General features: G+C 64.2%; 22 protein-coding genes and 1 tRNA gene. 12 read left to right on the top strand and 11 right to left on the bottom strand.

Features of this window, described 5'->3' with window-relative positions; all coding sequences use genetic code 11:
• On the bottom strand, positions 1 to 822 hold the full coding sequence (gene fabI, locus BMI90_RS08960; RefSeq protein WP_078528468.1) for an enoyl-ACP reductase FabI: 822 nt from the start codon (positions 820 to 822) through the stop codon (positions 1 to 3).
• 140 nt (positions 823 to 962) lie between these two features.
• Between fabI and pdxH the strand changes: the two genes are divergently transcribed.
• The 6 genes from pdxH to BMI90_RS08930 all read left to right on the top strand — a co-directional run bounded on the left by pdxH (position 963) and on the right by BMI90_RS08930 (position 7,363).
• Complete coding sequence (pdxH, locus tag BMI90_RS08955; RefSeq protein WP_078528465.1) at positions 963 to 1,586, top strand: pyridoxamine 5'-phosphate oxidase; 624 nt, start codon at positions 963 to 965, stop codon at positions 1,584 to 1,586.
• Between the two features lie 117 nt (positions 1,587 to 1,703).
• Entirely contained in the window at positions 1,704 to 2,258 is a 555-nt protein-coding gene (locus BMI90_RS08950; RefSeq protein WP_246831525.1) for a cold shock domain-containing protein, read from the top strand.
• Positions 2,228 to 2,725 carry a DUF192 domain-containing protein gene (locus tag BMI90_RS08945; protein WP_078528462.1) on the top strand — a complete coding sequence of 166 codons (498 nt, stop codon included), beginning with the start codon at positions 2,228 to 2,230 and terminating at the stop codon, positions 2,723 to 2,725. The genes BMI90_RS08950 and BMI90_RS08945 overlap by 31 nt, the downstream gene beginning before the upstream one ends.
• Before the next feature lie 40 nt (positions 2,726 to 2,765).
• Positions 2,766 to 2,842 (top strand) — tRNA-Pro (locus BMI90_RS08940).
• 520 nt (positions 2,843 to 3,362) lie between these two features.
• Entirely contained in the window at positions 3,363 to 7,016 is a 3,654-nt protein-coding gene (locus BMI90_RS08935) for a vitamin B12-dependent ribonucleotide reductase (RefSeq protein ID WP_078528459.1), read from the top strand.
• 101 nt (positions 7,017 to 7,117) lie between these two features.
• Positions 7,118 to 7,363, top strand: coding sequence for a hypothetical protein (locus BMI90_RS08930; protein ID WP_038072778.1), 246 nt, complete (start codon positions 7,118 to 7,120; stop codon positions 7,361 to 7,363).
• A 204-nt stretch (positions 7,364 to 7,567) separates the two neighbouring features.
• Here BMI90_RS08930 and BMI90_RS08925 read toward each other — a convergent pair whose 3' ends face one another.
• The 6 genes from BMI90_RS08925 to cobA form a co-directional block, all read right to left on the bottom strand.
• Entirely contained in the window at positions 7,568 to 8,386 is an 819-nt protein-coding gene (locus tag BMI90_RS08925; protein WP_078528457.1) for a ferredoxin--NADP reductase, read from the bottom strand.
• A 145-nt stretch (positions 8,387 to 8,531) separates the two neighbouring features.
• Positions 8,532 to 8,903 carry a DUF934 domain-containing protein gene (locus tag BMI90_RS08920; protein WP_078528455.1) on the bottom strand — a complete coding sequence of 124 codons (372 nt, stop codon included), beginning with the start codon at positions 8,901 to 8,903 and terminating at the stop codon, positions 8,532 to 8,534.
• Positions 8,900 to 9,670, bottom strand: a complete 771-nt coding sequence (locus BMI90_RS08915) for a phosphoadenylyl-sulfate reductase (protein ID WP_078528452.1) — start codon at positions 9,668 to 9,670, stop codon at positions 8,900 to 8,902. Before BMI90_RS08915 ends, BMI90_RS08920 begins: the two co-directional genes overlap by 4 nt.
• Positions 9,657 to 11,324, bottom strand: a complete 1,668-nt coding sequence (locus tag BMI90_RS08910) for a nitrite/sulfite reductase (protein WP_078528449.1) — start codon at positions 11,322 to 11,324, stop codon at positions 9,657 to 9,659. Before BMI90_RS08910 ends, BMI90_RS08915 begins: the two co-directional genes overlap by 14 nt.
• A 3-nt stretch (positions 11,325 to 11,327) precedes the next feature.
• Positions 11,328 to 11,615, bottom strand: a complete 288-nt coding sequence (locus tag BMI90_RS08905; RefSeq protein ID WP_078528446.1) for a DUF2849 domain-containing protein — start codon at positions 11,613 to 11,615, stop codon at positions 11,328 to 11,330.
• Positions 11,612 to 12,364, bottom strand: coding sequence for a uroporphyrinogen-III C-methyltransferase (gene cobA / locus BMI90_RS08900; RefSeq protein ID WP_078528443.1), 753 nt, complete (start codon positions 12,362 to 12,364; stop codon positions 11,612 to 11,614). Before cobA ends, BMI90_RS08905 begins: the two co-directional genes overlap by 4 nt.
• Before the next feature lie 142 nt (positions 12,365 to 12,506).
• Between cobA and BMI90_RS08895 the strand changes: the two genes are divergently transcribed.
• Positions 12,507 to 12,968, top strand: a complete 462-nt coding sequence (locus BMI90_RS08895) for an Lrp/AsnC family transcriptional regulator (protein WP_078528441.1) — start codon at positions 12,507 to 12,509, stop codon at positions 12,966 to 12,968.
• A gap of 12 nt (positions 12,969 to 12,980) precedes the next feature.
• Here BMI90_RS08895 and BMI90_RS08890 read toward each other — a convergent pair whose 3' ends face one another.
• Positions 12,981 to 14,171: a cytochrome P450 gene (locus tag BMI90_RS08890; protein WP_078528439.1), complete on the bottom strand. Its 1,191-nt coding sequence runs from the start codon at positions 14,169 to 14,171 to the stop codon at positions 12,981 to 12,983.
• 107 nt (positions 14,172 to 14,278) lie between these two features.
• Here BMI90_RS08890 and BMI90_RS08885 point away from each other — a divergent pair, with 107 nt between their 5' ends.
• From BMI90_RS08885 to BMI90_RS08865, 5 genes are all read left to right on the top strand, one after another.
• Positions 14,279 to 16,030, top strand: a complete 1,752-nt coding sequence (locus BMI90_RS08885; RefSeq protein ID WP_246831524.1) for an ATP-binding protein — start codon at positions 14,279 to 14,281, stop codon at positions 16,028 to 16,030.
• The gene (locus tag BMI90_RS08880) at positions 16,027 to 17,256 is read left to right on the top strand and encodes a sigma-54 dependent transcriptional regulator (protein WP_078528433.1); all 1,230 of its coding nucleotides are present in this window, start codon (positions 16,027 to 16,029) and stop codon (positions 17,254 to 17,256) included. Before BMI90_RS08885 ends, BMI90_RS08880 begins: the two co-directional genes overlap by 4 nt.
• Positions 17,257 to 17,498: 242 nt before the next feature.
• A complete protein-coding gene (locus BMI90_RS08875; protein ID WP_078528430.1) occupies positions 17,499 to 18,509 on the top strand; it encodes a DctP family TRAP transporter solute-binding subunit in 1,011 nt (336 codons plus the stop codon).
• 106 nt (positions 18,510 to 18,615) lie between these two features.
• Entirely contained in the window at positions 18,616 to 19,299 is a 684-nt protein-coding gene (locus BMI90_RS08870) for a TRAP transporter small permease (protein ID WP_078528427.1), read from the top strand.
• Between the two features lie 3 nt (positions 19,300 to 19,302).
• Entirely contained in the window at positions 19,303 to 20,691 is a 1,389-nt protein-coding gene (locus BMI90_RS08865; RefSeq protein ID WP_078528424.1) for a TRAP transporter large permease subunit, read from the top strand.
• A gap of 96 nt (positions 20,692 to 20,787) precedes the next feature.
• On the opposite strand, the gene BMI90_RS08860 is transcribed toward BMI90_RS08865, so the two are convergent.
• The 3 genes from BMI90_RS08860 to BMI90_RS08850 form a co-directional block, all read right to left on the bottom strand.
• Positions 20,788 to 21,879 (bottom strand): LuxR C-terminal-related transcriptional regulator, encoded by a 1,092-nt coding sequence (locus BMI90_RS08860; RefSeq protein ID WP_078528421.1) that lies wholly within the window; start codon positions 21,877 to 21,879, stop codon positions 20,788 to 20,790.
• A 192-nt stretch (positions 21,880 to 22,071) separates the two neighbouring features.
• Entirely contained in the window at positions 22,072 to 23,301 is a 1,230-nt protein-coding gene (locus tag BMI90_RS08855; RefSeq protein ID WP_078528418.1) for a surface lipoprotein assembly modifier, read from the bottom strand.
• 83 nt (positions 23,302 to 23,384) lie between these two features.
• On the bottom strand, positions 23,385 to 23,969 hold the full coding sequence (locus BMI90_RS08850; RefSeq protein ID WP_078528415.1) for a hypothetical protein: 585 nt from the start codon (positions 23,967 to 23,969) through the stop codon (positions 23,385 to 23,387).
• Positions 23,970 to 23,976: the final 7 nt, after the last annotated feature.

Below are 23,976 nucleotides of genomic sequence, written 5' to 3'. Positions count from 1 at the left end.
TCAGTCCTTGCGGCCGGTGACCACGTCGATATCGGGCGCGTCCACCGCCTTCATGCCGACGACATGGTAGCCCGCATCGACGTGCAGCGTCTCGCCCGTGGTGCCCGAACCCAGATCCGAGAGCAGATAGAGCGCGGCCTTGCCGACCTCTTCCTGGGTCACGTTACGCCGCAGCGGCGAGTTCAGCTCGTTCCATTTCATGATGTAGCGGAAATCGCCGATTCCGCTCGCCGCCAGCGTCTTGATCGGGCCTGCCGAGATCGCGTTGCAGCGGATGCCGTCCTTGCCCAGATCCTCGGCGATATATTTCACCGACGCTTCCAGCGCCGCTTTCGCCACGCCCATCACGTTGTAATGCGGCATTACCTGCTCGGCGCCGTAGTAGGTCAGCGTCAGCAGCGAGCCGCCCTCGGTCATCATTGCCGCGGCGCGCGCGCAGACGGCCGTGAAGGAATAGACCGAGATGTCCATCGTCATGGTGAAGTTGTTACGCGAGGTGTCGACATAACGCCCGCGCAGCTCGTTCTTGTCCGAGAAGCCGATCGCATGAACGACGAAATCGAGCTTGCCCCACTTCGCCTTCAGCGTGTCGAACAGAGCATCGACCGAGGCCTCGTCGGCCACGTCGCAATCGACCAGGATATCGGAGCCGAGTTGCTCGGCCAGTGGCGCCACGCGCTTCTTGAGTGCGTCGCCTTGATACGAGAAGGCCAGCTCGGCGCCCGCATCCGCGAGGGCTTTTGCGATGCCCCAGGCGATGGATTTGTCATTGGCGAGGCCCATGATCAGCCCGCGCTTGCCCGCCATAAGGTTGTTCGACATGTCAGGTTTTCCCCCGCTTCGCTCTGGTAAGTTCGAATGCTTTAGGCGAAAGGTGAAGACGCATCAAGGCCGCTGACCCTTCGTCAAGCATCGTGGCACCGACGAGAAGGGCAGGGCGCGCAGGAAGCTGGAGGTGAGTGATGAGCGACCGGGGCGGGATTTTTGCAGGCGATGACCCTTATGCGATTGCGCAGCGCTGGCTGAACGAGGCGGAGGCGAGCGAGATCAACGATCCGAACGCGATCGCCATCGCAACGGTCGACGCCGATGGTTTGCCCAATGTGCGCATGGTGCTGCTCAAGGAAATCGAAGGGCGCGAAATGCTTTCGGGCGGCGCTTTCGTCTTCTATACGAATTACGGTTCGGCCAAGGGGCGCGAGATCGAGCAGGCGGGCAAGGCGGCTTTCGTAATGCACTGGAAGTCGCTGCGCCGTCAGATTCGTGTGCGCGGGCTGGTCGAGCGCGAGGAGGGGCCGCAGGCCGACGACTATTACGCGTCGCGCTCGCTCAAATCGCGGCTCGGGGCCTGGGCCTCGCGACAAAGTGAGCCTCTCTCCTCGCGTACGGCGTTGATGGCGGAGGTCGCAAAGGTCACCGCAAGCCAGGGTCCGAACCCCAAACGCCCCCCCTTCTGGGGAGGGTTCAGAATCAAGCCTTTGGAGATCGAATTTTGGGCCGATGGCGCTTTCCGGCTGCACGATCGGTTTCGCTGGCGGCGGCAAACCCTTGCCGATGAATGGGAAATTTCGCGTCTAAACCCGTGAATTTCACGCTTCGTGAATTGCAGAGGGTCTTGATTTACGAGGATTTCTCTTGAACAGTTCGCCCGGATCCGCATTCTCGCCGGGGATGTGGCAGGACGCGAACAGGAAAGCCCGAAAATGCAAACGGGATGGAAGATGCTGGGGGAGACGGTGACCGATCCGGAAGAGATCACAGGCACCGTGAAATGGTTCGACCCGGTGAAAGGGTTCGGATTCATCGTGGATGATCGGGGTGGCCCCGACATTCTTCTCCATGCGAATGTGCTTCGAAACTTTGGCCAGGGCTCGATTGCGGATCACGCCCAGATCCGGGTGCGCGTCCAGGTGACGCCGCGCGGCGCGCAGGCGGTCGAGGTGCTCGAGATCGCGCCCCCCGAAGGTGAGGCTCTCGCCCCGATCGAGGATCTGGGCGACAACACGCATGACGAGATCGCCGCTCTGCCTCTGGAACCGGCACGGGTGAAATGGTTCGAGAAGACCAAGGGCTTCGGTTTCGCCAATGTCTTCGAGCGCGACGAGGATGTCTTCATTCACATGGAGGTGCTGCGCCGGTCGGGATTTGCCGATCTCAGCCCCGGCGAGGCGGTTTGCCTGCGCGTGATCGAGGGCAAGAGGGGCCGTATGGCCGCACAGGTTCTTGCATGGGACGCCGGTCTGAAATCCGGGCGCTGATCGCCTTTGCCTCTCTGCTCCTGGCGGCCCCTGACTTCGCGCAGGGCGGTGAGGCGGTACAATGCCGCGAAGATCTCGCGATTCTGCGCCAGGGGAACACGCGGGTCGAGTTCACGGTCGAGATCGCGGATGATGCGGGTGAGCGCGCGCAGGGTCTGATGGGCCGGACCTCGATGGCGAGCGGGGCGGGGATGCTCTTCATCTATCCGGCCCCGCGCGAGGTCGCGTTCTGGATGCATGACACGCCGTTGCCGCTCGACATGCTTTTCATCGACGCGGCCGGTCGGGTGGTCACTGTCGCAGCCAATGCGCGCCCCAATGACGACACCCCGATTCCCTCCGGTGGTCCGGTGCGCTTCGTACTCGAGATCAATGCAGGGTTGTCCGCGAGACTCGGTCTTGGCCCGGGAGCGGAGCTAGCACATCCCGCGATCGAGCCCGGTCTCGCGGCTTTCCCGTGCAAATGACCCTTTCCTTGCGTCGGACCTCTTTGTAAGGAGGGGGCGTCGGGGCGTAGCGCAGCTTGGTAGCGCGTCTGTTTTGGGTACAGAAGGTCGTGAGTTCGAATCTCGCCGCCCCGACCATCCCCACGAAATCGTGACGGAAGGTGCCACTACATCTTGTAGGCGCGCTGAATTGTGGCCCCAAGGCCACTGCGGAGGGGTTTGCCCAAATTTTCGGCAGAGAGCGCGGGAAGAATCCACAAGATATTGTGGTTTGTGGATCATTTTCTCCAATTACGCGCTATGGTTGCGGTAAGTCCTAATGAAATCTGGCGTTTTTTCGTGCTGCGTCGCGGCGCCCGGCCGTTAACGAAATGTGGATGAATCGAGCAGCCTGCCCCGAGAGGGGATGGTCAACTGAAAAATGCGGGTTTCCGTCATTAAAGTTTCGTTGACGGTCTGCGTGAGCTACGGCAGGTTGTGGGATGTCGGCAGCAAAGCCACCAGATGTAGTGGTGACGGCAGGCCAAGGGACAGTTTCCGATGATGCACGCTCCGCAAGAAGGGCGCGCCCGCCTCGTGGTATAGACCGCGAGACGCCGAACTGCCTTTGCCCGTCCGCAAGCCGTGATTGATTATATTTTGAACGGGGACAGGGCACATGAAGATCGAACGCAAGTTCACCACCGAAGAGACCGGCGCCTATGGCGCGCTCGCCTTCACGACGACGACCTCGGAGATTCGCAATCCCGACGGCAAGGTGGTGTTCCGCAACGACTCGGTCGAAGTGCCCGAAGGCTGGAGCCAGGTTGCCTCCGACGTGCTCGCCCAGAAGTACTTCCGCAAGGCGGGCGTTCCGGCCGCGCTGAAGACGGTGAAGGAAAAGGGCGTACCGGAATTCCTGTGGCGCTCGGTCCCCGACGAGGACGCGCTCGCCCAGCTCCCCGAAGAGGCGCGTTTCACCGGTGAGAGCTCGGCCAAGCAGGTCTTCGATCGTCTCGCTGGCGCCTGGTGCTACTGGGGCTGGAAGGGGGGATATTTCTCCACCGAGGCCGATGCGCAGGCTTATTACGACGAGATGCGCTTCATGCTGGCCGAACAGATGGCCGCGCCGAACTCGCCGCAATGGTTCAACACCGGCCTGCACTGGGCCTACGGCATCGACGGCCCCGGCCAGGGCCACTTCTATGTCGATTACAAGACCGGCAAGCTGACCCGGTCGAGCTCGGCCTACGAGCACCCGCAGCCCCATGCCTGCTTCATCCAGTCGGTTTCGGACGATCTGGTCCAGGAGGGCGGGATCATGGATCTCTGGGTCCGCGAGGCGCGCCTGTTCAAATACGGCTCGGGCACCGGCACCAACTTCTCGAGCCTGCGCGCCGAGGGAGAAGCGCTTTCGGGTGGCGGCAAATCCTCGGGCCTGATGGGCTTCCTCAAGATCGGCGACCGCGCGGCGGGCGCGATCAAGTCGGGCGGCACCACGCGCCGCGCGGCGAAGATGGTGATCTGCGACATGGATCACCCCGATATCGAGCAGTTCGTGAACTGGAAGGTGATCGAAGAGCAGAAAGTGGCCTCGCTGGTCGCGGGCTCGAAGCTGCATGAGCGCGAGCTCAACAAGATCTTCGAGGCGATCCGCGCCTTTGACGGCTCCGACGAGGGTTCGGTCGATCCGGTGAAGAACCCCGCTCTGAAAGAGGCGATCAAATCCGCCAAGCGCGTGATGATCCCCGAGACCTATATCAATCGCGTGCTGCAATACGCCCGTCAGGGCTACAGCTCGATCGAGTTCCCGACCTATGACACCGATTGGGACTCGGAAGCCTATGTCTCGGTTTCGGGTCAGAACTCGAACAACTCGGTGCGCGTCACCAACGCCTTCCTGAAGGCGGTCAAGGACGATGCCGATTGGGAGCTGATCCGCCGCACCGACGGCAAGGTCGCCAAGACGGTGAAGGCGCGCGATCTGTGGGAGCAGGTCGGCCACGCCGCCTGGGCTTGCGCCGATCCGGGCATCCAGTTCCACGACACCGTCAACGAATGGCACACCTGCCCCGAGGACGGGCAGATCCGCGGCTCGAACCCGTGCTCGGAATACATGTTCCTCGACGATACGGCGTGTAACCTCGCCTCGATGAACCTGCTGACCTTCTACAAGAACGGCAAGTTCGACGCCGAAAGCTATATCCACGCGACCCGCCTGTGGACCGTGACGCTGGAAATCTCGGTGCTGATGGCGCAGTTCCCGTCGAAGGAAATCGCGCAGCGTTCCTATGACTTCCGCACGCTGGGCCTTGGCTACGCCAATATCGGCGGCCTGCTGATGAATATGGGTCTGGGCTACGACTCCAAGGAAGGCCGTGCGCTTTGCGGTGCGCTGACCGCGGTGATGACCGGTGTGTCCTACGCCACCTCGGCCGAGATGGCGGGTGAGCTGGGGACCTTCCCGGGTTACGAGAAGAACGCCAAGCATATGCTGCGCGTCATCCGCAACCACCGCAACGCGGCTTACGGCAAGACTGCGGGCTATGAGGCTCTGGAGATCAAGCCGGTCGCGCTCGATCACAAGAACTGCCCCGATCAGGAGTTGATCTCGCTCGCCACCCAGGCCTGGGACGAGGCACTGAGTCTCGGCGAGCAGCACGGCTACCGCAACGCGCAGGTCTCGGTGATCGCGCCGACCGGTACGATCGGCCTCGTGATGGATTGCGACACCACCGGCATCGAGCCCGACTTCGCGCTGGTGAAATTCAAGAAGCTCGCGGGCGGTGGCTACTTCAAGATCATCAACCGCTCGGTTCCGGGCGCGCTGGAAACGCTGGGCTACAGCTCCTCGCAGATCGAAGAGATCATCGCCTATGCCGTGGGTCACGCCTCGCTTGGCAACTGCCCCGACATCAACACCACGGCGCTGATCGGCCACGGCTTCGGCCCGCGCGAGATCGAGAAGGTCGAGGCCGCGCTGCCGACCGCCTTCGACATCCGCTTCGTGTTCAACCAGTGGACGCTGGGCGAGGAGTTCTGCACCAAGACGCTGGGCATCCCGGCCGAGAAGCTGAACGACCCGACCTTCGACATGCTGCGTCACCTCGGCTTCACCAAGAAGCAGATCGAAGCCGCGAATGACCATGTCTGCGGGACGATGACGCTGGAAGGCGCGCCGCACCTGAAGGACGAGCACCTGAGCGTGTTCGACTGCGCCAATCCCTGCGGCAAAAAGGGCAAGCGCTACCTGTCGGTCGACAGCCACATCTATATGATGGCGGCCGCACAGTCCTTCATCTCGGGCGCGATCTCGAAGACGATCAACATGGCCAACCACGCCTCGATCGAGGATGTGAAGGCGGCTTACGAGCTCAGCTGGTCGCTCGGCATCAAGGCCAACGCGCTTTACCGCGACGGCTCGAAACTGTCGCAGCCGCTGGCGGCCGCGCTGGTCGAGGATGACGAGGAAGCCGAAGAGGTTCTGGCCACCGGCACGCCGCAGGAAAAGGCCGCCGTGCTCGCCGAGAAGATCATCGAGAAGGTGATCGTCAAGGAATACGAGCGCAGCCACCGCGAAAAGCTCCCGACGCGCCGCAAAGGCTATACCCAGAAGGCGGTCGTGGGCGGCCACAAGGTCTACCTGCGCACCGGCGAATATGACGACGGTTCGCTTGGTGAGATCTTCATCGACATGCACAAGGAAGGCGCGGGCTTCCGCGCGATGATGAACAACTTCGCGATCGCCGTCTCGGTCGGCCTGCAATATGGCGTGCCGCTGGAAGAGTTCGTGGACGCCTTCACCTTCACCAAGTTCGAACCCGCGGGCATGGTGCAGGGCAACGACTCGATCAAGAACGCGACCTCGATCCTCGACTACGTGTTCCGCGAACTGGCCGTGTCCTATCTCGACCGCACCGATCTGGCCCATGTGAAGCCGCAAGGCGCGTCCTTCGACGATCTGGGCGGCGGCGAAAACGAGGGCAAGCTGGTGGACGGCAATGTCGAGCCGGTCTCGGACAAGGCCTCGAAATCGCTCGAAGTGCTGCGCCAGATCTCGTCGACCGGCTACCTGCGCAAGCGCCTGCCGCAAGAGCTTCTGGTGCTGCAAGGCGGCAGCGGGGTCGAAACCCTGACCGCGCGCAGCGTGCAGGCCAGCGTGACCACCACGACCGCCGTCGCCACGGGCTCGGTGCAGATGGATGCGCGCGCCAAGGCGAAGATGCAGGGCTACGAGGGCGAGGCGTGCGGCGATTGCGGCAACTACACGCTCGTGCGCAACGGCACCTGCATGAAGTGCAATACCTGTGGGGCGACCAGCGGTTGTTCCTGAGGGACAGGGGCTCCGGCACCGGCCGGGGCCCCGACGACTGACCGGGCGTAGGGTCCGGGGGACAGAAGAGAAGCGCCAGCGGCGCGGGACAGGAGCGGAAATTGGAACTGATCGTCGGCAATAAACGAGTGATGCCCAAGGCGCTGCGCCGGATCCCCGGCGGGGTGGAGGCCGAACTCGTGGGCGAGGGGCTGACCTCGGTGCTCGATGCGACCTTTGCAGGCGCTTCGATCGAGTGCCTGGGCGGCGATCTCGACCACCATGCGCTCGACGTGACCGATATCCGCATGGGCGGCGGCTCGACCACCGTCACGCTGATGACCGCGCGGGAAATGGCGCTGCATTGAGATCCGGGGCGGGTGCGCTCGCCCCAGACGCTGAGAAGGCCCAGGCAAAACGACGATAAGCTCGGGCGGTCAACGAATGAGCCTGATCGGCGAAACTGGCCCTCTCCGGTCCCCAGCGGAGAGGGCCGCATTATGTTTGCCAGAGAGCCGAAACGAAAACGGGCGGCCCTGCGGCCGCCCGGTTGTTCTGCAAGTCCGGATGCCTCAGATCCCGTCGCCGACGAAGGCTTTCTCGACCACGTATTCACGGGGCTCCGAATTGGCGCCCTCGCGCAGGCCAAAGCCTTCGAGTACCGCCATCACGTCCTTGTTGAAGGCGAGCGAGCCGCAGACCATCGCGCGGTCGGTTTCGGGGTTCATCGGGGCGATGCCGAGATCCTTGAAGACCTTCCCGTTCTCGAGGTTGTCGGTGATCCGGCCCATGTGGTGGAATTCCTCGCGGGTCGTGGTCGGGTAATATTTCAGCTTGCCCTCGACCATCTCGCCGATCAGCGGGTCGTTGATCAGGTTCTCGACCAGCTGGCGACCGTATTCCAGTTCCTCGATCGTCCGGCAGGTATGCATCATGATGACCTCGTCGAACTTGTCGTAGGTCTCGGGGTCGCGCATCAGCGAGGCGAAGGGCGCGATGCCGGTGCCGGTGGCGAGGAACCACACCCGCTTGCCGGGCAGAAGCGCGTCATGGACGAGCGTGCCGACGGGCTTGGGGCGCAGGATGATCTGATCGCCCACATTGATGTGCTGGAGCTTCGAGGTCAGCGGGCCATCGGGCACCTTGATCGAGTAAAATTCCAGCTCCTCGTCCCAATTGGGCGAGGCGATCGAATAGGCGCGCAGCAGCGGTTTGCCATTGTCGCCCATCAGGCCGATCATCACGAACTCGCCCGAGCGGAAACGCAAGCTCTGCGGCCGCGTCACGCGGAAGGAAAACAGCCGGTCCGTCCAATGCGTTACTTCGGTCACTTCCTGGGCGTCGGGCAGGGTCTTTACCTTGGGGATCTCGGTCACGGCGCTCTCGTTCATTGTCACATCTCTCTGGCCGGGCGCGCAGGCTCGGCTGGCAAATATGCAGATCGGATACAGGTTGCGGGGCGCAACCCTCCTTGATCTGGCTCAAATGCCGGTCTTGCCGCGTGTCTTTAGTGAAATTCAGGTGAATTGGGAAGGCTCAGCCCGCAAGCCGCGCGCGGTAGTCATGCGCGGCCCAGTCGGCACGAAAGAGCCATTGCGGGCTGGGTTGGCGTTCGGCCATCTCGGGCGGGATCTCGACTTCGTCGAAACCCACGCGCCGCGCCATCGGGTATTGATCGGCGATCAGCGGGCCGGCCGCGCGCAGGCGCCCTTGAAACCCGAGCGCCCGGATCCGGCGCGCGAGCGTGAAGCCGCGCCCGTCCGAGAAGGCAGGGAAGAGCACTCGGATCATCTGCGCGCCCTCGATCAGCGCGGGCAGGTGGCCTGCATCGGTTTCGGGCGCGATATCGAGGCTTTGCCCGGTGAAGTCATCCTCGTGGAAGCCGTCGTCGCGAACGATCACGCTCATGCCACTTTCTCCTTGTTATCCGTCTCTTGAGCATCATTCCTCACACGAACGGCCTTGCCGCCGATGAAGTGGATGCCGCATTCGGTTTTCGCAGCGCCGCGCCAGCGGCCCGCGCGCTCATCCTCGCCCGGTTTGACCGGCGAGGTGCAGGGCGCGCAGCCGATCGACGGGTAGCCCCGCGCCACCAGCGGATGCCGCGGCAGGCGGTTCTCGATCATGTAATCCTGCACGTCCTGCTTGTCCCAATGGGCCAGCGGGTTGATCTTCATCCGGGCCTCCGTCTCGACCTCGAAGAAATCGAGTGCCGCGCGCTGGCCGCCCTGAAACCGTTTGCGCCCCGTGATCCAGGCGTCATAGCCCGAAAGCGCGGTTTCCAGCGGCACGGTCTTGCGCAGGCTGCAGCAGGCATCGGTGCTGAACTGATGCAGGGTGCCGTCGGGATCGTCGCGCGCAATCGCGGTTTCGGCGGCGCGGATCACCTGCACATTGGTCAGCCCAAGCTTGCTCGCGACCTCCTCCTGATAGGCGAGGGTTTCGGCAAACAGCATCTGGGTGTCGATAAACAGGACCGGTGTCCCCGGCGCGATCACCGAGACCATGTGCAACAGCACCACCGATTCCGCCCCGAAAGACGAGACCAGCGCGACCTCGCCCACGTCCGGGTCGCGCAGCGCACGCTCCATCACCGCCGTTGCCGCATGATGACGGTAACGACCGTTGAGCGCGGTGACGCGGTCCTCGATGCCAAGTCGATCATTGAGCGGCATGACGCTGGGCCTCTTGGTAGAGCGCATCCTTGAACGGTTCGGGGCCGAGGCGGCGCAGCGCGTCCAGAAAGCTTTCCGATTGCGACTGGCGCAGGTCGAGATAGGCGCGCAACAGCCGTTCGAGCGCCGGGATCACCTCCGTATAGGCGAAACCCGGGCCTGCGCGTTCGCCAAGCGCCATCGTCTCGGTCGCATCGCCGCCAAGCGTGATCTGGTAATTCTCCACACCCGCGCGGTCGAGGCCGAGAATGCCGATATGGCCCAGATGGTGATGGCCGCAGGCGTTGATGCAGCCCGAGATCTTGATCTTGAGCGTGCCGATTTCGCTCTCCAGCCCAAGATCGCGGAAATGGGTCGCGATCTGTTGCGCCAGCGGGATCGAGCGGGCCGTGGCCAGCGCGCAGTAATCCATGCCGGGGCAGGCGATGATATCCGAGGTCAGCCCGATATTCGCCGTCGCCAGCCCTCCCTTGCGTAGCGCTTCGAACAGCGCAGGCAGGTCGGCCTTCGCGACATGCGGCAGGATCACGTTCTGCTCATGGCTGATGCGCAGCTCGGACTGACCATAGCGTTCGGCGAGATCCGCGAGGAGGCGCATCTGGTCCGAGGTGGCATCGCCGGGAGGGGCGCCGTGATCCTTCAGGCTGACCGTGACCACCGCGTAATCGGGGTTGTGATGCGGCGAGACCGAGCGCGCGGCCCAGTCGCGCAGAAGCGCGTCGACATTGAGCGCGGTCTCGAAGCTGGCGCTTTCGCGCGAGGGCAAGGCAGGCGGTGCGAATTGCGCTTTCAGATCGGCAAGGATCGCCTGATCGGCGCCCTTGAAGGCCGCGCGACGGGCCGGGAATTCCGCCTCGACCAGATCGGAAAAGGCCTCGATCCCAAGCTCATGCACGGTGATCTTGATGCGGGCCTTATACTTGTTGTCGCGCCGTCCGGCGAGGTTCCACGCAGCGACGATCGATTCCAGATAGGGCAGCAGGTCGCTGGCGGGCAGGAAGTCGCGTAGCTCTTTCCCGATCATCGGGGTGCGGCCGAGACCGCCGCCCACGAAGACCTGAAACCCGATCTCGCCGTCACGCTCGACCAGTTGCAGCCCCACGTCATGCGCACGGATCGCGGCGCGGTCTGCACGCGCGCCGTTGATCGCGATCTTGAACTTGCGCGGCAGGAACTGGAACTCGGGATGGTCGGTGGACCATTGGCGGATCAGTTCGGCATAGGGACGCGGGTCGGCGATCTCGTCGGCGGCCGCGCCTGCGAAAGCATCCGTCGTCGTGTTGCGGATCGCATTGCCCGAGGTCTGGATGGCGTGCATGCCCACATCGGCCAGCGCGTCGATCATGTCCGGCACATCGACCAGTTTCGGCCAGTTGAACTGGATGTTCTGACGGGTGGTGAAATGGCCGTAACCGCGATCCCAGGCGTCGGCGATCTTCGCGAGCTGGCGCATCTGGCGCGCCGAGATCGTGCCGTAGGGGATCGCCACCCGCAGCATATAGGCATGCAGCTGCAGATAGAGCCCGTTCATCAGGCGCAGCGGTTTGAATTCGTCCTCGGTCAGGCTGCCGTCGAGGCGGCGCGCGACCTGAGAACGGAACTGGGCGGCGCGCGCGCGGATCGCGGCGCTGTCGAAGTCGCTGGGTTGGAACATGGATCAGATCCCGGGAAGCTCGATGGAGGGGCCGGTGGCGCGGAAGGCCTCGCGGAAATGCGCGGGCTCGGGGCCATTGGGGCCAAGCGTGGCAGGCGCGAGATAGGCGCCCACGACCTTCTCGGTCTGGGCGTTCGCGATATCGAGCCACATCTCGGCAATCAACGGGTCATCGAGGAAGGCGGCGTCCTTCAGTCGCAGCACCCATTGGCCCGCGTCGTTCATATAGACGACATGGCCTTCGCGCAGATCATTGGCGCTGATCACGCCGGGGGTGAATTTCTTGCTCATAGCGCGGCCTCCTTGAGGGCGATGCGGGCGTCGCGTGGAGCGAGGCCGAGAAGGATGACGGCGGGGCCGGTGGCCTCGGCGGCGATTTGAGGCAGGGTGGCAAGCGTCGCGGCGCGGATCACCTGATCGGCGCGCGAGGCGTTCTCGACCACGCAGGCGGGGGTTGCAGGCGCGGCGCCATGCATCATCAGGCGGCCCTGCACAAAGCGCGCGGCGCGCTTTCCCATGTAGATCGCGGCCACGGCGCCGGGACGCGCGAGGGCGGCCCAATCCTGTTCGGCCAGACCTTGCGCGTCATGGCCGGTGATCAGGCGCAGCTCGCGATTGCGGCCGCGCTCGGTCAGGCTTTGGCCCAGCGAGGCGGCGGCGGCGGAGGCGGCGGTGATGCCGGGAAGGACGCGCCAGGCGATGCCCGCCGCGTCGAGCGCGTCGAGTTCCTCGCCCAGCCGTCCGAACACGCCGGGGTCGCCCGATTTCAAGCGCAGCACGCGATAGCCGCGTTGCGCGAAAAAGATGATCATCTCCGAGATGTTTTCTTGTTTCATCGAGGGGCCGAAGCCGGTCTTGCCAGTTTCGATCAGTCGCGCCTGCGGGCCCGCGAGCGCGAGCACCTCGGGGCTGACCAGCGTATCGTGCAGGATAACGTCGGCACGGCTCATTTCGCGCAGGACAGCCACGGTCAGAAGGTCCGGGTCGCCCGGACCGGCCCCGGCAAGGATGACCTCGCCCTGTTTTCTCTGTTCCACCATGATGCGCTCCGTTTCCGCATTTACTGGCGTAAATATAGAAAAATATCCCATGATTGCGCCATATGGGCTTGCAAATAAGGACATTTGTTCCTTATGGCTAAGGCCGGGACGACAGAATCCCAAAACATGCGAGGACGGAAGAATGGTGGCGCGGATCGACGAACTGGATCGGAAAATCCTCAGCGAGCTTCAGGCGGATGCGAGCCAGTCGCTCGACGAGATCGCGAAGAAAGTGGGATCGTCCAAGACCCCGGTCTGGAACCGGATTCGCAAGCTGCGCGATGCGGGGGTGATCGGAAAACAGACCGTGTTGCTCGACCCCGAGGCGCTGGGCTTCGATGCCTGTTTCTTCGTCCTGATCCGCACCTCGGAACATGAGGCGGCGTGGCAGGAGAAATTCCTCGCCACGCTGCGCGCGCGCCCGGAAGTGATGGAGGCGCACCGGCTTGCGGGGGATATCGACTACATCCTCAAGGTCCGCGTCGAGAATGCGCGTGCCTATGATCGTTTCTACCAGGCACTGATCGCCGAGGTGAAAATCCACAACGTCACCGCGCTCCTCTCGATGGAGGAGTTGAAATTCACCACCGAATTGCCGCTCTAGGCGTTCGAAGGTTCAGGCCTTGGAATAGCTGACTTCAAGCCGCTCCAACCCGTGGAAATGGTAGAGATCGGCATAATAGGGGCGGCGCGGGAGGGACAGATCGCGCAGGCGCGCAAACAGCATCGGGATTGCGATGCGCAGTTCGAGCCGCGCAAGCGGTGCGCCGATGCAGAAATGCGCCCCCGCGCCGAAGCTGAAATTGGTGCGTACCGGGCGGGAGGCGTCGAGGACGCTCGGATCGTCCCAGGCGGAGGGATCGCGGTTTGCCCCTGCGAGCAGCAGGCCGACCCGCTCTCCCTTTCTCAGAACCTGTCCCTGAAACTCCATGTCCTCGTAAAGCCAGCGGGTGAAAAGATGGAGCGGCGGATCGAAGCGCAAGAGTTCTTCGATCGTGCCCTCGATCCGCTCACGCTCCAGCCAGTGCGGCGCGACGCTCTGTTCGATCAGGGTTTTCACCCCGTTTCCGATCATGTGCACGGTCGCTTCATGGCCTGCGTTCAGGAGCAAGATCACCGTGGAGATCAGCTCATCGCGGCTCAGATGCGTGCCCTCTTCTTCGACCGCGATCAGGTCCGAGATCAGGTCATCGCCGGGCGATTTGCGCCGCGCTTCGATCAGCGCGCCAAGATAGGCGGCAAACTCCGCCGACGCCTTCGCGGCCTCTTCCTCGAGGCTGACATCGCGGCGCGCCTGATACATCTGCACCATCGCGTTCGACCAGGCGAGAAGCTGCGGGCCATCCGTTTCCGGCACGCCGAGAAGCCGTGAGATCACGATCACCGGCAGGGGTTTGACGAAATGCTCCAGCAGATCGCAGCCACCTTCGGGCATCGCGTCGATCAGCCGGTTTGAGAGCGCCACGATCTGCTCTTCCATCGCCGCGATCCTGCCCGACGTGAAGGCCTTGGCGACCAGCTTGCGCAGCCGCGTGTGGCGCGGGGCCTCCAGTTCGAGCATCGAATGGCGCTCGATGGCGTAGAAAGGTTCGAGATGGCTCGGAATGTCGACCGCCTGATCGGACGGCGCCTCGCGTCCCATGCGGCGATCGCGCAGGGCCATGCCCACGATCGCGGCGCGCGCGGTGACCCGGCACCCGTATTCAGGCCAGACGACGAAAGGCCCGCCCTGGCGGACGCGGTCATAGAACGGGTAGGGATTCTGGACGAAATCGTGATCGAGCGGGGATTGGGAGAGGATCTGCATGCACGCTCCGGTCTTGGCAGGTGCAGTTGGCCCGATGGCGGCGCGTGATGCAAGGCTTGGCTTGCATCGGATCGCGCGAAGCCTCACGAAAGGGCAGGAGGGTCGCGATGCTGGGGCGCGTTGCCATTTTGATCATCTGGATCGGTCTGACGCTGACCGCTTCGATCGGGGTCTGGCGCGTCTCGGCGCGCGACGGACTGGCGCGGATCGCGACGCAGGGCGCGTCCGACCTGCGGCTGGCCTCCGACCGCTTGGTGGCGGCGCTCTTGCAATTCCGCGAGGTCGCGGTTCTGGCAGCGGATCATCCCGAGGTGGTGGCGCTGGCCGAGAGCTTTGCGCGGGAGGGGCGCGCGGCGGGCGACTGGCGCGATGCGGCGGTAAGCCTGACGCTGCAACGGCTTGCCGATCATGCGGGTGCACGCGACATCTGGCTGATCGCGCCCGATGGCGCGGTTCTCGCCGGTCCGGTGGACGCCTCCGAACGGATCGTGATGAGCCGGGCATTGGCGCGTGCGGCGCAGGGCGCGACCGGATCGGATCATTTCGTCGACCCGGCGACGGGCGCGCGGCTTTTCACCTTTGCCGCGCCGGTCTTCGGGGCATCGGGGGCGGTGGATGGCATCGTCCTGCTACGGCTTTCGGCCGAGGATGTCGAAGCCGAAGGGCGCGGCAACCCGGTCCCGGTCTGGTTCACCGATGCGGAGGGGGTGAGCTTTCTCGCCAACCGTACCGATCTGGTGCTGCTGACCGAGCGTGGCGCGGCGCCCGATGCGGCGCTGTATCCGGCCGGGTCGATCGCCGGGGTGATCCAGCTTCACCGGCGCGATCTCGGGGGGCGCGAACTGGTCTCGGGGGCGGGTTCGCTCGCTGGTCCCGCGCTGGAGGTTTCGCGCGATCTGCCGGTGATCGGGATGGAAGGCCATGCGCTTGCCGCGGCCGATCCGGTGTTGCGCTCGGCGCGGCTTGCGGCGCTGTCCACGGCCGCGGGGCTCCTCGCGGTCGGTGCGGTGATCTTCGCGCTCTGGGAGCGCCGTCGCGCGCTGGCCGAGGCCAATGCCGCGCTGGAGGCTCGCGTCGCGGAGCGAACGGCGGAGCTCTCGAGTGCCAACGAGGAGTTGCGGCGCACGCAGGCCGAACTCGTTCAGGCGGGCAAGCTTTCGGCGCTCGGGCAGATGTCGGCGGGGATCAGTCACGAATTGAACCAGCCGCTGATGGCGATCTCTTCTTATGCCGAGAATGCCGAGCTGCTGCTGAGCCGGGGCCGATCCGAGGAGGCGGGCGAGACGCTGGGCAAGATCGGCGCGATGGCGCATCGGATGGGGCGCATCATTCGCAACCTGCGCGCCTTTGCGCGGCAGGAAAGCGAACCGGCGAGCCGCGTGGGGCTCGCGGCGGTGGTCGAAAGCGCGCTGGAGATGCTCGATCAGCGACTAATCAAATCGGGTGTCAGCGTCGACTGGCAACGCCCCGATTTCCCTGCGATCGTGATGGGGGGCGAGGTGCGCCTGAGCCAGGTCGTGATCAACCTGCTCTCCAATGCGATCGAGGCGATGGAAGACCAGCCCATGCGGCGCATCACGATCCGCCTGTCGCGTGAGGGCGGCATGATCCGCCTCACCCTGCGCGACACCGGCCCGGGCATCGTCGATCCCGAACGCATCTTCGATCCGTTCTATTCGACCAAGGAGGCAGGCTCGGCCGAGGGGCTTGGCCTCGGCCTGTCGATCTCCTATGGGCTGGTGCAGGGCTTTGGCGGCAATCTGCGCGGCGAGAATGCGCCCGAGGGCGGGGCGATCTTCACGGTCGATCTGCGCGAAGCCGTCGAGCGCGAGGCGATGCGACACGAGGTCAGGGCATGATGCGGCGGGTTCTCTTTGTCGATGACGATCGGGCGGTGCGCGAGGCGTTGGGCCAGACCCTCGAGCTTGCGGGACTGCGCCCCACGCTGGCAGGCAGCTATATCGAGGCCAAGGACCATATCTCGACCGAGTTCGAGGGCGTGGTGGTCACCGATATCCGGATGCCGGGCAAGGACGGGTTCGCGCTCCTCGATCTCGTGCAGAAGGCCGATCCCGAGCTGCCTGTGGTATTGCTGACCGGCGAGGCCGACGTGCCCATGGCGGTGCGCGCAATGGCGGGGGGGGCCTTTGATTTTCTTGAAAAACCATGTTCGGGCAAAGATTTGCTGGCCGTGGTCGAGAAGGCGCTTGAAACCCGTGCACGCGTGATGGAGGCGCGGTTTTCGCGCGCGGCCGGCAAGCGCGGCGATGCGGCGTCGCGAATTCTCGTAGGCGACTCGCCGGTGGCCGAGGGATTGCGCGAGGCGGCCCGTCGTGCGGCGCGTTCGGGGGCGGAGGTGCTGATCACCGGAGCGCCCGGGGCGGGCAATTCGAAGCTTGCTGAGGTGATCCACCTGCTCTCGACCAGCGCGCGGCGACCCTTCGTCAAGCTCGCCGCGGCGGGGTTGGACGTCGCGGGGCTCGAGGCGGGTTTTGCGCAGGCCGAGGGGGGAACCCTATATCTCGACGAGGTGGCCGACCTTCCGCAGCCCGCGCAATTCGCGCTGATCGAACTGCTGGAGACCCGCCCCGCCACGCGCCTCATCGCGGGGACCTATCGCGATCTTCCGGGCGAGGCGCGCGCGGGGCGGTTCCATCCCGATCTCTATTGGCGGCTGGAGGCGCTCAAGGTGCGCATTCCCTCGCTCTCGGAGCGACCCGAGGACATCCCGGCGCTCTTTCGGCACTACGTCGCGACCGCCTGCGAGCAGGCGAACCTGCGGGTGCCTGACATTCCACCGGAACTGACCGCGCAGCTGATGGCGCGCGACTGGCCCGGCAATGCCCGCGCGCTGATGTCCGAAGCCATGCGTTTCGCGATGGGGCTGGATGCGGAGACCGAACCGGCGGCCGAGCTGGGCCTCGCCGAGAGGATGGCCGCGGTCGAGAAGTCGCTGCTGGCCGAGGCGCTGGCGCGCGCGAAGGGCAATGCGACCGAGGCGGCGGCCGCGCTGCGCCTGCCGCGCAAGACCTTCTATGACAAGCTCACGCGGCATGGTTTGCGCCCCGAGGATTACCGCGGCTAGGCGCCGCGCCATGCGAGGTGACTCGTGGCGAAATCTCGCATCGGGCGGTGGTTGGATGTGCGGAATTCCGCACATGCACGCAGCGGGGAGTTGTTAGCCTCGGTCTGCAGGTCATTGAAACGAGTAATAAAATGACCTGCGTCACAATGCTTTCACGAAATTGTTGATCCCATGCGCCGGCGGCTTTTTGCTGGCGCCAATGCCGGGGAGGACCGGCACGGACTGATTTTCGGGAGGAAAACATGAAGAAATTCACCGCCGCCATTTCGGCGCTCGCCCTCGTGGCTTCGGCCGGTATCGCCATGGCCAATCCGGAAGGCTGCGACGATGGCGAAATGGTCATCAAGTTCAGCCACGTCACCAATACCGACAAGCACCCCAAAGGGATCGCCGCATCGCTGTTCGCCAAGCGCGTGAACGCCGAGATGGACGGCAAGGCTTGTGTCGAGGTCTACCCGAACTCGACGCTCTACAACGATGACCAGGTTCTCGAGGCGATGCTTCAGGGCGACGTTCAGATGGCGGCGCCGTCGCTGTCGAAATTCGAGACCTTCACCAAGACTTACCGCATCTTCGACCTGCCCTTCATGTTCAAGAACATGGATGCCGTGGACGAGTTCCAGAATTCGGAAATCGGTCAGGGCATGAAGAACGCGATGGTGCGTCGCGGTCTGCAGGGGCTCGAGTTCTGGCATTCGGGCCTGAAGCAGTTCTCGGCCAACAAGCCTCTGCTGGTGCCGGGCGATGCTGCGGGTCTGAAATTCCGCGTCCAGCCCTCCGACGTGCTGATCGCCCAGATGAAGGCGCTTGACGCCTCGCCGCAGCCGATGGCCTTCTCGGAAGTCTATGGTGCGCTTCAGACGGGCGTCGTCGACGGGCAGGAGAACACCTGGTCGAACATCTACGGCCAGAAGTTCTACGAAGTTCAGGACGGCACCACCGAGACCAACCACGGCCTGCTCGACTACATGGTCGTGACCTCGGTCGACTGGTGGGAAAGCCTCGACCCGGCGATCCGCGATCAGATCGCGACTATCCTGCATGAGGTCACCGTCGAGCGTAACGCTGCGATCAACGAGGTCGAAGCGAACTCGAAGCAGTCGATCATCGACGCCGGCGGCGTGATCCGCGAACTGACCCCCGAGCAGCGTCAGCAATGGGTCGATGTGATGAAGCCGGTCTGGGATCAGTTCAAGGACGACGTGGGCCAGGAAAACATCGACGCGGCCCAGGCGATCAACGCCAAGCACTGATCGGAACCCCGAACGGGCAGGCCTCGCAGGGTCTTGCCCGTTCCCCGGCGCGCGCGGCCCCCCCACATCGCGCGCGCCCATTACTCCGCCAAGCAAGGAGAGCCTCATGTCGCAGCGTTACGAGCCGCGCTCCGCCCTCGCGCGCGCCATCCACCATGCCGAAGAGACCCTGATCGCGCTGATCCTCGGCGTGATGACCCTGGTCACATTCGTCAATGTGGTGCTGCGCTATGTCTTCAACTCCTCGCTGATCTGGGGGCTGGAGGTGACGCTGATCCTCTTTGCCTGGCTGGTTCTTCTGGGCATGTCCTACGCGGTGAAGGTCACCGCGCATCTGGGCGTGGACGCGGTGATCAACATGATGCGCCCGGGGCCGCGCCGGGTCATGGGCCTGCTGGCGGCGGCTTTGTGCATCCTGTACGCGGCTTTGCTGATGAAAGGCGCATGGGATTACTGGGCGCCCTTCGCGGGGCTCGAGCAGACGGGCGGGCGCTGGTTCCCGACCGGCTTCATCCAGACCCGCGACCGTGCCTTCTACGAGACCGACCAGGTGCCGATGGCGCATGGGCTCGCGGTCTGGCTGGGCAACCTCGTCAATCAAGGCGAGGCCTATGACAAGCTGCCCCGTTTCATCCCCTATTTCATCCTGCCCTTCGGGGTCGGCCTGCTGCTGATCCGCTTCATGCAGGCGGGGATCGGCATCGCGCTCGGCAAGCGCTCGGCGCTGATCGTGAGCCACGAGGCCGAGGACCAGGTGGCCGATGTGGCCCATATGAACAAGGACGACTGAGGCATGGATATCCTTTTCCTCTTTCTGATGGTGGTCGGCTTCATGCTGGTCGGCGTGCCGATCGCGGTCTCGCTGGGCCTCGCCTCGACGCTGTTTCTGCTGATCTTCTCGGATGCCTCGCTCGCCTCGATCGCGCAGTCGCTTTATGATGCGATGGACAATCACGCGACGCTGCTGGCGATCCCGTTCTTCATCCTCGCCTCGTCCTTCATGTCGACGGGCGGCGTGGCCAAGCGCATCATCCGCTTCGCTATCGCCGTGGTGGGGCATTTCCCGGGCGGTCTGGCGATCGCGGGCGTCTTTGCCTGCATGCTCTTCGCGGCGCTGTCGGGCTCGAGCCCCGCGACGGTGGTCGCCATCGGCTCGATCGTGATCGCGGCGATGCGGCAGGTCGGCTATTCGAAGGATTTCGCCGCTGGCGTGATCTGTAACGCCGGGACGCTCGGCATCCTGATCCCGCCCTCGATCGTGATGGTGGTCTACGCCTCGGCGACCGATGTCTCGGTCGGCCGGATGTTCCTCGCGGGCGTCATCCCCGGCATTCTCGCCGGCCTGATGCTGATGGCGACGATCCTCTTCATCGCGATCCGCCGCAACCTGCCCAAAGGCGACTGGCTGGGCTGGGGCGAGGTCTGGGCAAGCTTCCGCGATGCGTTCTGGGGGCTGATGCTGATCGTGATCATCATGGTCGGCCTCTACGGCATCCCCGGCATCACCGGCGGTATCTTCACCCCGACCGAGGCCGCGGCCGTCGCCGCCGTCTATGCCTGGATCGTGGCGAATTTCATCTATCGCGACATGGGGCCGCTCGATCAGGGCGAGACGAAGCTCTCGCTGCTGCAACGGCCGCAGGCGATCCTTGAGGTGTTCTGGCACAAGGCCACCCGCGACACGCTGTTCGAGGCGGGCAAGCTGACGATCACGCTGATGTTCATCATCGCCAACGCACTGATCCTCAAGCACGTGCTCACCGACGAGCAAATCCCGCAGAAGATCACAGAGGCGATGATCGGCGCGGGGCTCGGCAAGATCATGTTCCTCGTGATCGTCAACGTGATCCTGCTGATCGGCGGGCAGTTCATGGAGCCCTCGGGGTTGATCCTGATCGTCGCGCCGCTGGTGTTTCCGATCGCGATGGAGCTGGGGATCGACCCGATCCATCTGGGTATCATCATGGTGGTAAACATGGAGATCGGGATGATCACGCCGCCGGTGGGTCTGAACCTCTTCGTGACCTCCGGGGTGGCGGGGATGCCGATCATGCGGGTCGTGAAGGCGGCCGCGCCGTTCCTTGCGGTGCTCTTCGTCTTCCTGATCCTGATAACCTATGTGCCGTTCCTCTCGACCTGGCTGCCGACGATGGCGATGGGGCCGGAGACGATCGTGAAATAAAGCGCCGGGGCAGGGCCGAAAGGTCAGCTGTCCCGCATCCCGACCTGCGCGCCCATGGCCTGGCCATGCGGCGCGCTTTTTCTTGCGCCTGGGTGCTCAGAGCAGTCCGAGTTTCAGGGCGATCGCGACCGCTTCGGCGATCGTTCTCGCACCGAGCTTGCGCCGCAGGTTGGCGCTGTGCAGATCGACGGTCGGGATCGCGAGATCGAGGTCATGGGCCAGTTGGTCGCGCCTGCGGCCGCAGATCAGCCCGTGAAGCACATCGCGTTCGCGCGGGGTGAGCGCGATGTGCTCGCGCGGGGCGTCGATCATCTGTCGCAAGCCCGTCTCTTCCTCGGTCGTCACGATCACCAACACCCGGCGCCCACCAGCGGTGCGCGGCAGCAGGTTCAGGCGAAGGCGCGGAATCATCCGACCGTCCGTCGCGCGGATCTGGGGCAGATCGAACAGGCCCGCCTCGCGTTTGGGGGCCTTGGCTGCCTTGGCGATCGCGTGGCGGAACGCCGAATGCATTGGCCCTCGGAACACCAGTTCGCGCCTGAAACTGAGCACGAGCAGCGGATGCAGCATGACCAGCATCTCGGCCATGCCGTTCATCCGCAACAGGCGTCCCTCGTGATCGAGCTCGAAGATCGGTGCATCATCGAGCAGGGTGTGATCGGCGGCGGTGACGTCGTGAATGCTGGATCGGTGCAATTCGCGCCGGATCGTGTGCAAACGTCCGAGATCGGCCACATGCGCATTGATCGTCGCGGTCTCCTGATCGGTGAAATCCTCTGCGTTCTTGCCCTTGTGGAAGGCTGTGGCCACCAGACCGTCGCGCGTGTCCTGGATCAGGCCGAGACACCAGTACCGATCCAGACGGTTCTTCAAGATGAACTCGTTATACATCTCGCTTCGTTCGAGATCTTGCGGGCTCACGGCGCTCGACAATCTGAACGCTCCCGTGCCGATCTTGTCGGGCGTGCCCTGCGCCAGCCAGGGGTCGTGGCCCTCGAACTGGTTGTAATCGAGATTGGCCTGCGCCTGTGTCCCGGCGGTGATCTCTCGGTAATCGCCCGGATGGAGCCAGATGAACAGCGCCGAGGGAACGTCGATCTCGCGCGCCAGCATGCTGGGAAGCAGGTTGAAGAGGGTGTCGTCGAGCGCCGCGTCGTAAATGTCGTGATGCGATAGGAGCTTATTCATCGGACGAGTTCATGGAGCGCACATGCGGGAATGAGACGGGCGCCTGCGTCCCGCGAATTTGGGGCGTCGCGATATCCGGATCATGAAGCCACTAATCCGATCGGTGGAAGGGTCTTGCGGTCACGCCACGAGACAGAGTGAAAACGAACGGAAGAAACTTGTATAACCGACATTGAAGATGCCTGATTTTCTTCAGAATTCAAGCTTGAGGGACAATGCGCAATCAATCGAGCTGGTCGTGTAGAGGGCAATATTCGATCGCGTGCTCCGCGCCGTGCAGCTGATCTTCGGCGCTTGCCCCAAGAATTTCACCTGCCCCAGCTCCGCGCTCAGCCCAAGGCTCACCGTCCGATCCCGCCGCCGTTCACCCACGACCGGGAAGTCGGCGTCGTAACGGCGTTCGCCAAGCCCCAGCGTGATCCCGCCGCGCACACCTTTCAGGAAAGGGCGATCGAATCCGACATGCAACTGCGCGCCGCTGTAGCGGTGATAACCGGTGCGGGGCAGGGCGCGTTCGAGACTCAGCCCGTAGCTCAGCCGCCCGCGTTTGCCCAGCCGCGTGCGGTGCTCCAGCTCGACACCGTAGCGCGGGCCGTTGAGGTAAGGTGTCGTCGTGTAGCTGCGATAGGCGCCGTCGATCTGGAGCAACACGCGCTCGCCCGGCCCCGTACGCCAGGCCTTGGAAAAGCTCAGGCTTCGGGTGAATGCGTCGGAGCGTGCGTCCTTCGAGGCACCGCCGCCATAGCGCCGTTCGCTCAGCTCCGCCTCCAGCGCCCAAGGCGCGCTGCCGCCGAGATGTTCATAGCGCAATGCGAGCGAGGGCTCGCCATAGCGCAGATCCGGTTGATCGAACCACGCACCGGCATAGGCGGCACGAAACCGGACCCGATGACCGGGCCGGGGATGGATCACCCAGTCCAGCGCCAGATCGAAGCCCAGCCCCACGCCCGAACTTTCCTGCCCGCCATCGTTGATCAGGAAGGTGCCGAAATCGGTCACGAGGAAACGCTCGGAGGCGACATGATCGATATTGTTGCTTGGCAGCATCGAGGCCGAGGCCGAGAGGCGCAACGGATGGTCGCGGTCGAGCGCCTGCCAGGCGGCCAGCAGGGCCTGCGTGCGCTCGGGGTCTTCAGCGAGTGCATAACGCAGGAATGCCTCGCTGCGCCGGACCGATCCGAAGGCGTCGAGGCTGCGGCGCAATCCCTCCCGCGCCGGGGCGTAATCGGGATGGTGGGCCGCGATCTCACCGAAGATCGCGACCGCCTTGGCTGGTTTGCCGAGCGAAAGTTGCGTGTCGGCGATGCTGACCCAATCGGTGACGGAGCGACGGGTCTCGGCCTGCGCCGGCACACCGGCTCCAAGCCCGGCGCAGATCGAGAGCGCGAGCCAGAGCCGCTTGAACGGAAGGAAGTTTCGCATCACGCGCTGCCGGGATCGGTTGGCCGGATGGGAAGGACCGGGGGCTTGGCTCCCGGTCCCAAGATGACGGAAATGGGCCTGCCTCAGTTCTCGGTGGCGTAGAAGCCGCCCGAAACGTTGGTCACATCCCCGCTCTCGTCCATCGTCCCGGTGAGATCGCCGACGGTGGTCAGCGTGCCGGCGTCGTCGTAGAAACTGCCCGACATGGTAAGGTCGAAATCGGCGCCGGTGCCGCTGCCATCGGACATGTGCCCCGAGGCATTCGCATCAAGGCCCGATCCGGTGACCGTGCCCGCCACGTCGAGCGAGCCGGTCACGCCTGTATCCTTCACGAGCGGATCGCCGGAATAGATGCCGAAATTGTCGGCCGTCCCGGTGAGCGTGCCTCCGTCGAAGTCGACATTCATCGTCAGCTCCCCAAGCGCGACGGTGGTGTCGTCTTCGGGATTGATGCCGCCGACACCCATATAGCCCGACATCGTGGCCTGACCCTGCGGTGTGACCGTGGTCAGGTCTTCATTGGCGATACGGTCCTGATAGTCCGCGTAGGTGGCATCCACATTCTGGGCCTGGGCCGATGTCAGAGAGCTGGAAGAGCCGCTGCTGGTGTTGCAGGCGGCCAATGCGAGGCAGGCGGCAGACGCCGCGAGCACGAGTTTGTAAGTCATGAAAAAT

It is taken from the genome of Thioclava sp. L04-15, from assembly GCF_002020275.1.
GTDB classification, from domain to species: Bacteria; Pseudomonadota; Alphaproteobacteria; order Rhodobacterales; family Rhodobacteraceae; genus Thioclava; species Thioclava marina.
This window is presented reverse-complemented; position numbering and strand designations above follow the sequence as displayed.

Coding starts and splice junctions, on each gene's coding strand:
- fabI (WP_078528468.1), bottom strand. CDS start 822: ATGTCGAACAACCTTATGGCGGGCAAGCGCGGGCTGATCATGGGCCTC.
- pdxH (WP_078528465.1), top strand. CDS start 963: ATGAGCGACCGGGGCGGGATTTTTGCAGGCGATGACCCTTATGCGATT.
- BMI90_RS08950 (WP_246831525.1), top strand. CDS start 1,704: ATGCAAACGGGATGGAAGATGCTGGGGGAGACGGTGACCGATCCGGAA.
- BMI90_RS08945 (WP_078528462.1), top strand. CDS start 2,228: ATGGGACGCCGGTCTGAAATCCGGGCGCTGATCGCCTTTGCCTCTCTG.
- BMI90_RS08935 (WP_078528459.1), top strand. CDS start 3,363: ATGAAGATCGAACGCAAGTTCACCACCGAAGAGACCGGCGCCTATGGC.
- BMI90_RS08925 (WP_078528457.1), bottom strand. CDS start 8,386: ATGAACGAGAGCGCCGTGACCGAGATCCCCAAGGTAAAGACCCTGCCC.
- BMI90_RS08920 (WP_078528455.1), bottom strand. CDS start 8,903: ATGAGCGTGATCGTTCGCGACGACGGCTTCCACGAGGATGACTTCACC.
- BMI90_RS08915 (WP_078528452.1), bottom strand. CDS start 9,670: ATGCCGCTCAATGATCGACTTGGCATCGAGGACCGCGTCACCGCGCTC.
- BMI90_RS08910 (WP_078528449.1), bottom strand. CDS start 11,324: ATGTTCCAACCCAGCGACTTCGACAGCGCCGCGATCCGCGCGCGCGCC.
- BMI90_RS08905 (WP_078528446.1), bottom strand. CDS start 11,615: ATGAGCAAGAAATTCACCCCCGGCGTGATCAGCGCCAATGATCTGCGC.
- cobA (WP_078528443.1), bottom strand. CDS start 12,364: ATGGTGGAACAGAGAAAACAGGGCGAGGTCATCCTTGCCGGGGCCGGT.
- BMI90_RS08895 (WP_078528441.1), top strand. CDS start 12,507: ATGGTGGCGCGGATCGACGAACTGGATCGGAAAATCCTCAGCGAGCTT.
- BMI90_RS08890 (WP_078528439.1), bottom strand. CDS start 14,171: ATGCAGATCCTCTCCCAATCCCCGCTCGATCACGATTTCGTCCAGAAT.
- BMI90_RS08885 (WP_246831524.1), top strand. CDS start 14,279: ATGCTGGGGCGCGTTGCCATTTTGATCATCTGGATCGGTCTGACGCTG.
- BMI90_RS08880 (WP_078528433.1), top strand. CDS start 16,027: ATGATGCGGCGGGTTCTCTTTGTCGATGACGATCGGGCGGTGCGCGAG.
- BMI90_RS08875 (WP_078528430.1), top strand. CDS start 17,499: ATGAAGAAATTCACCGCCGCCATTTCGGCGCTCGCCCTCGTGGCTTCG.
- BMI90_RS08870 (WP_078528427.1), top strand. CDS start 18,616: ATGTCGCAGCGTTACGAGCCGCGCTCCGCCCTCGCGCGCGCCATCCAC.
- BMI90_RS08865 (WP_078528424.1), top strand. CDS start 19,303: ATGGATATCCTTTTCCTCTTTCTGATGGTGGTCGGCTTCATGCTGGTC.
- BMI90_RS08860 (WP_078528421.1), bottom strand. CDS start 21,879: ATGAATAAGCTCCTATCGCATCACGACATTTACGACGCGGCGCTCGAC.
- BMI90_RS08855 (WP_078528418.1), bottom strand. CDS start 23,301: ATGCGAAACTTCCTTCCGTTCAAGCGGCTCTGGCTCGCGCTCTCGATC.
- BMI90_RS08850 (WP_078528415.1), bottom strand. CDS start 23,969: ATGACTTACAAACTCGTGCTCGCGGCGTCTGCCGCCTGCCTCGCATTG.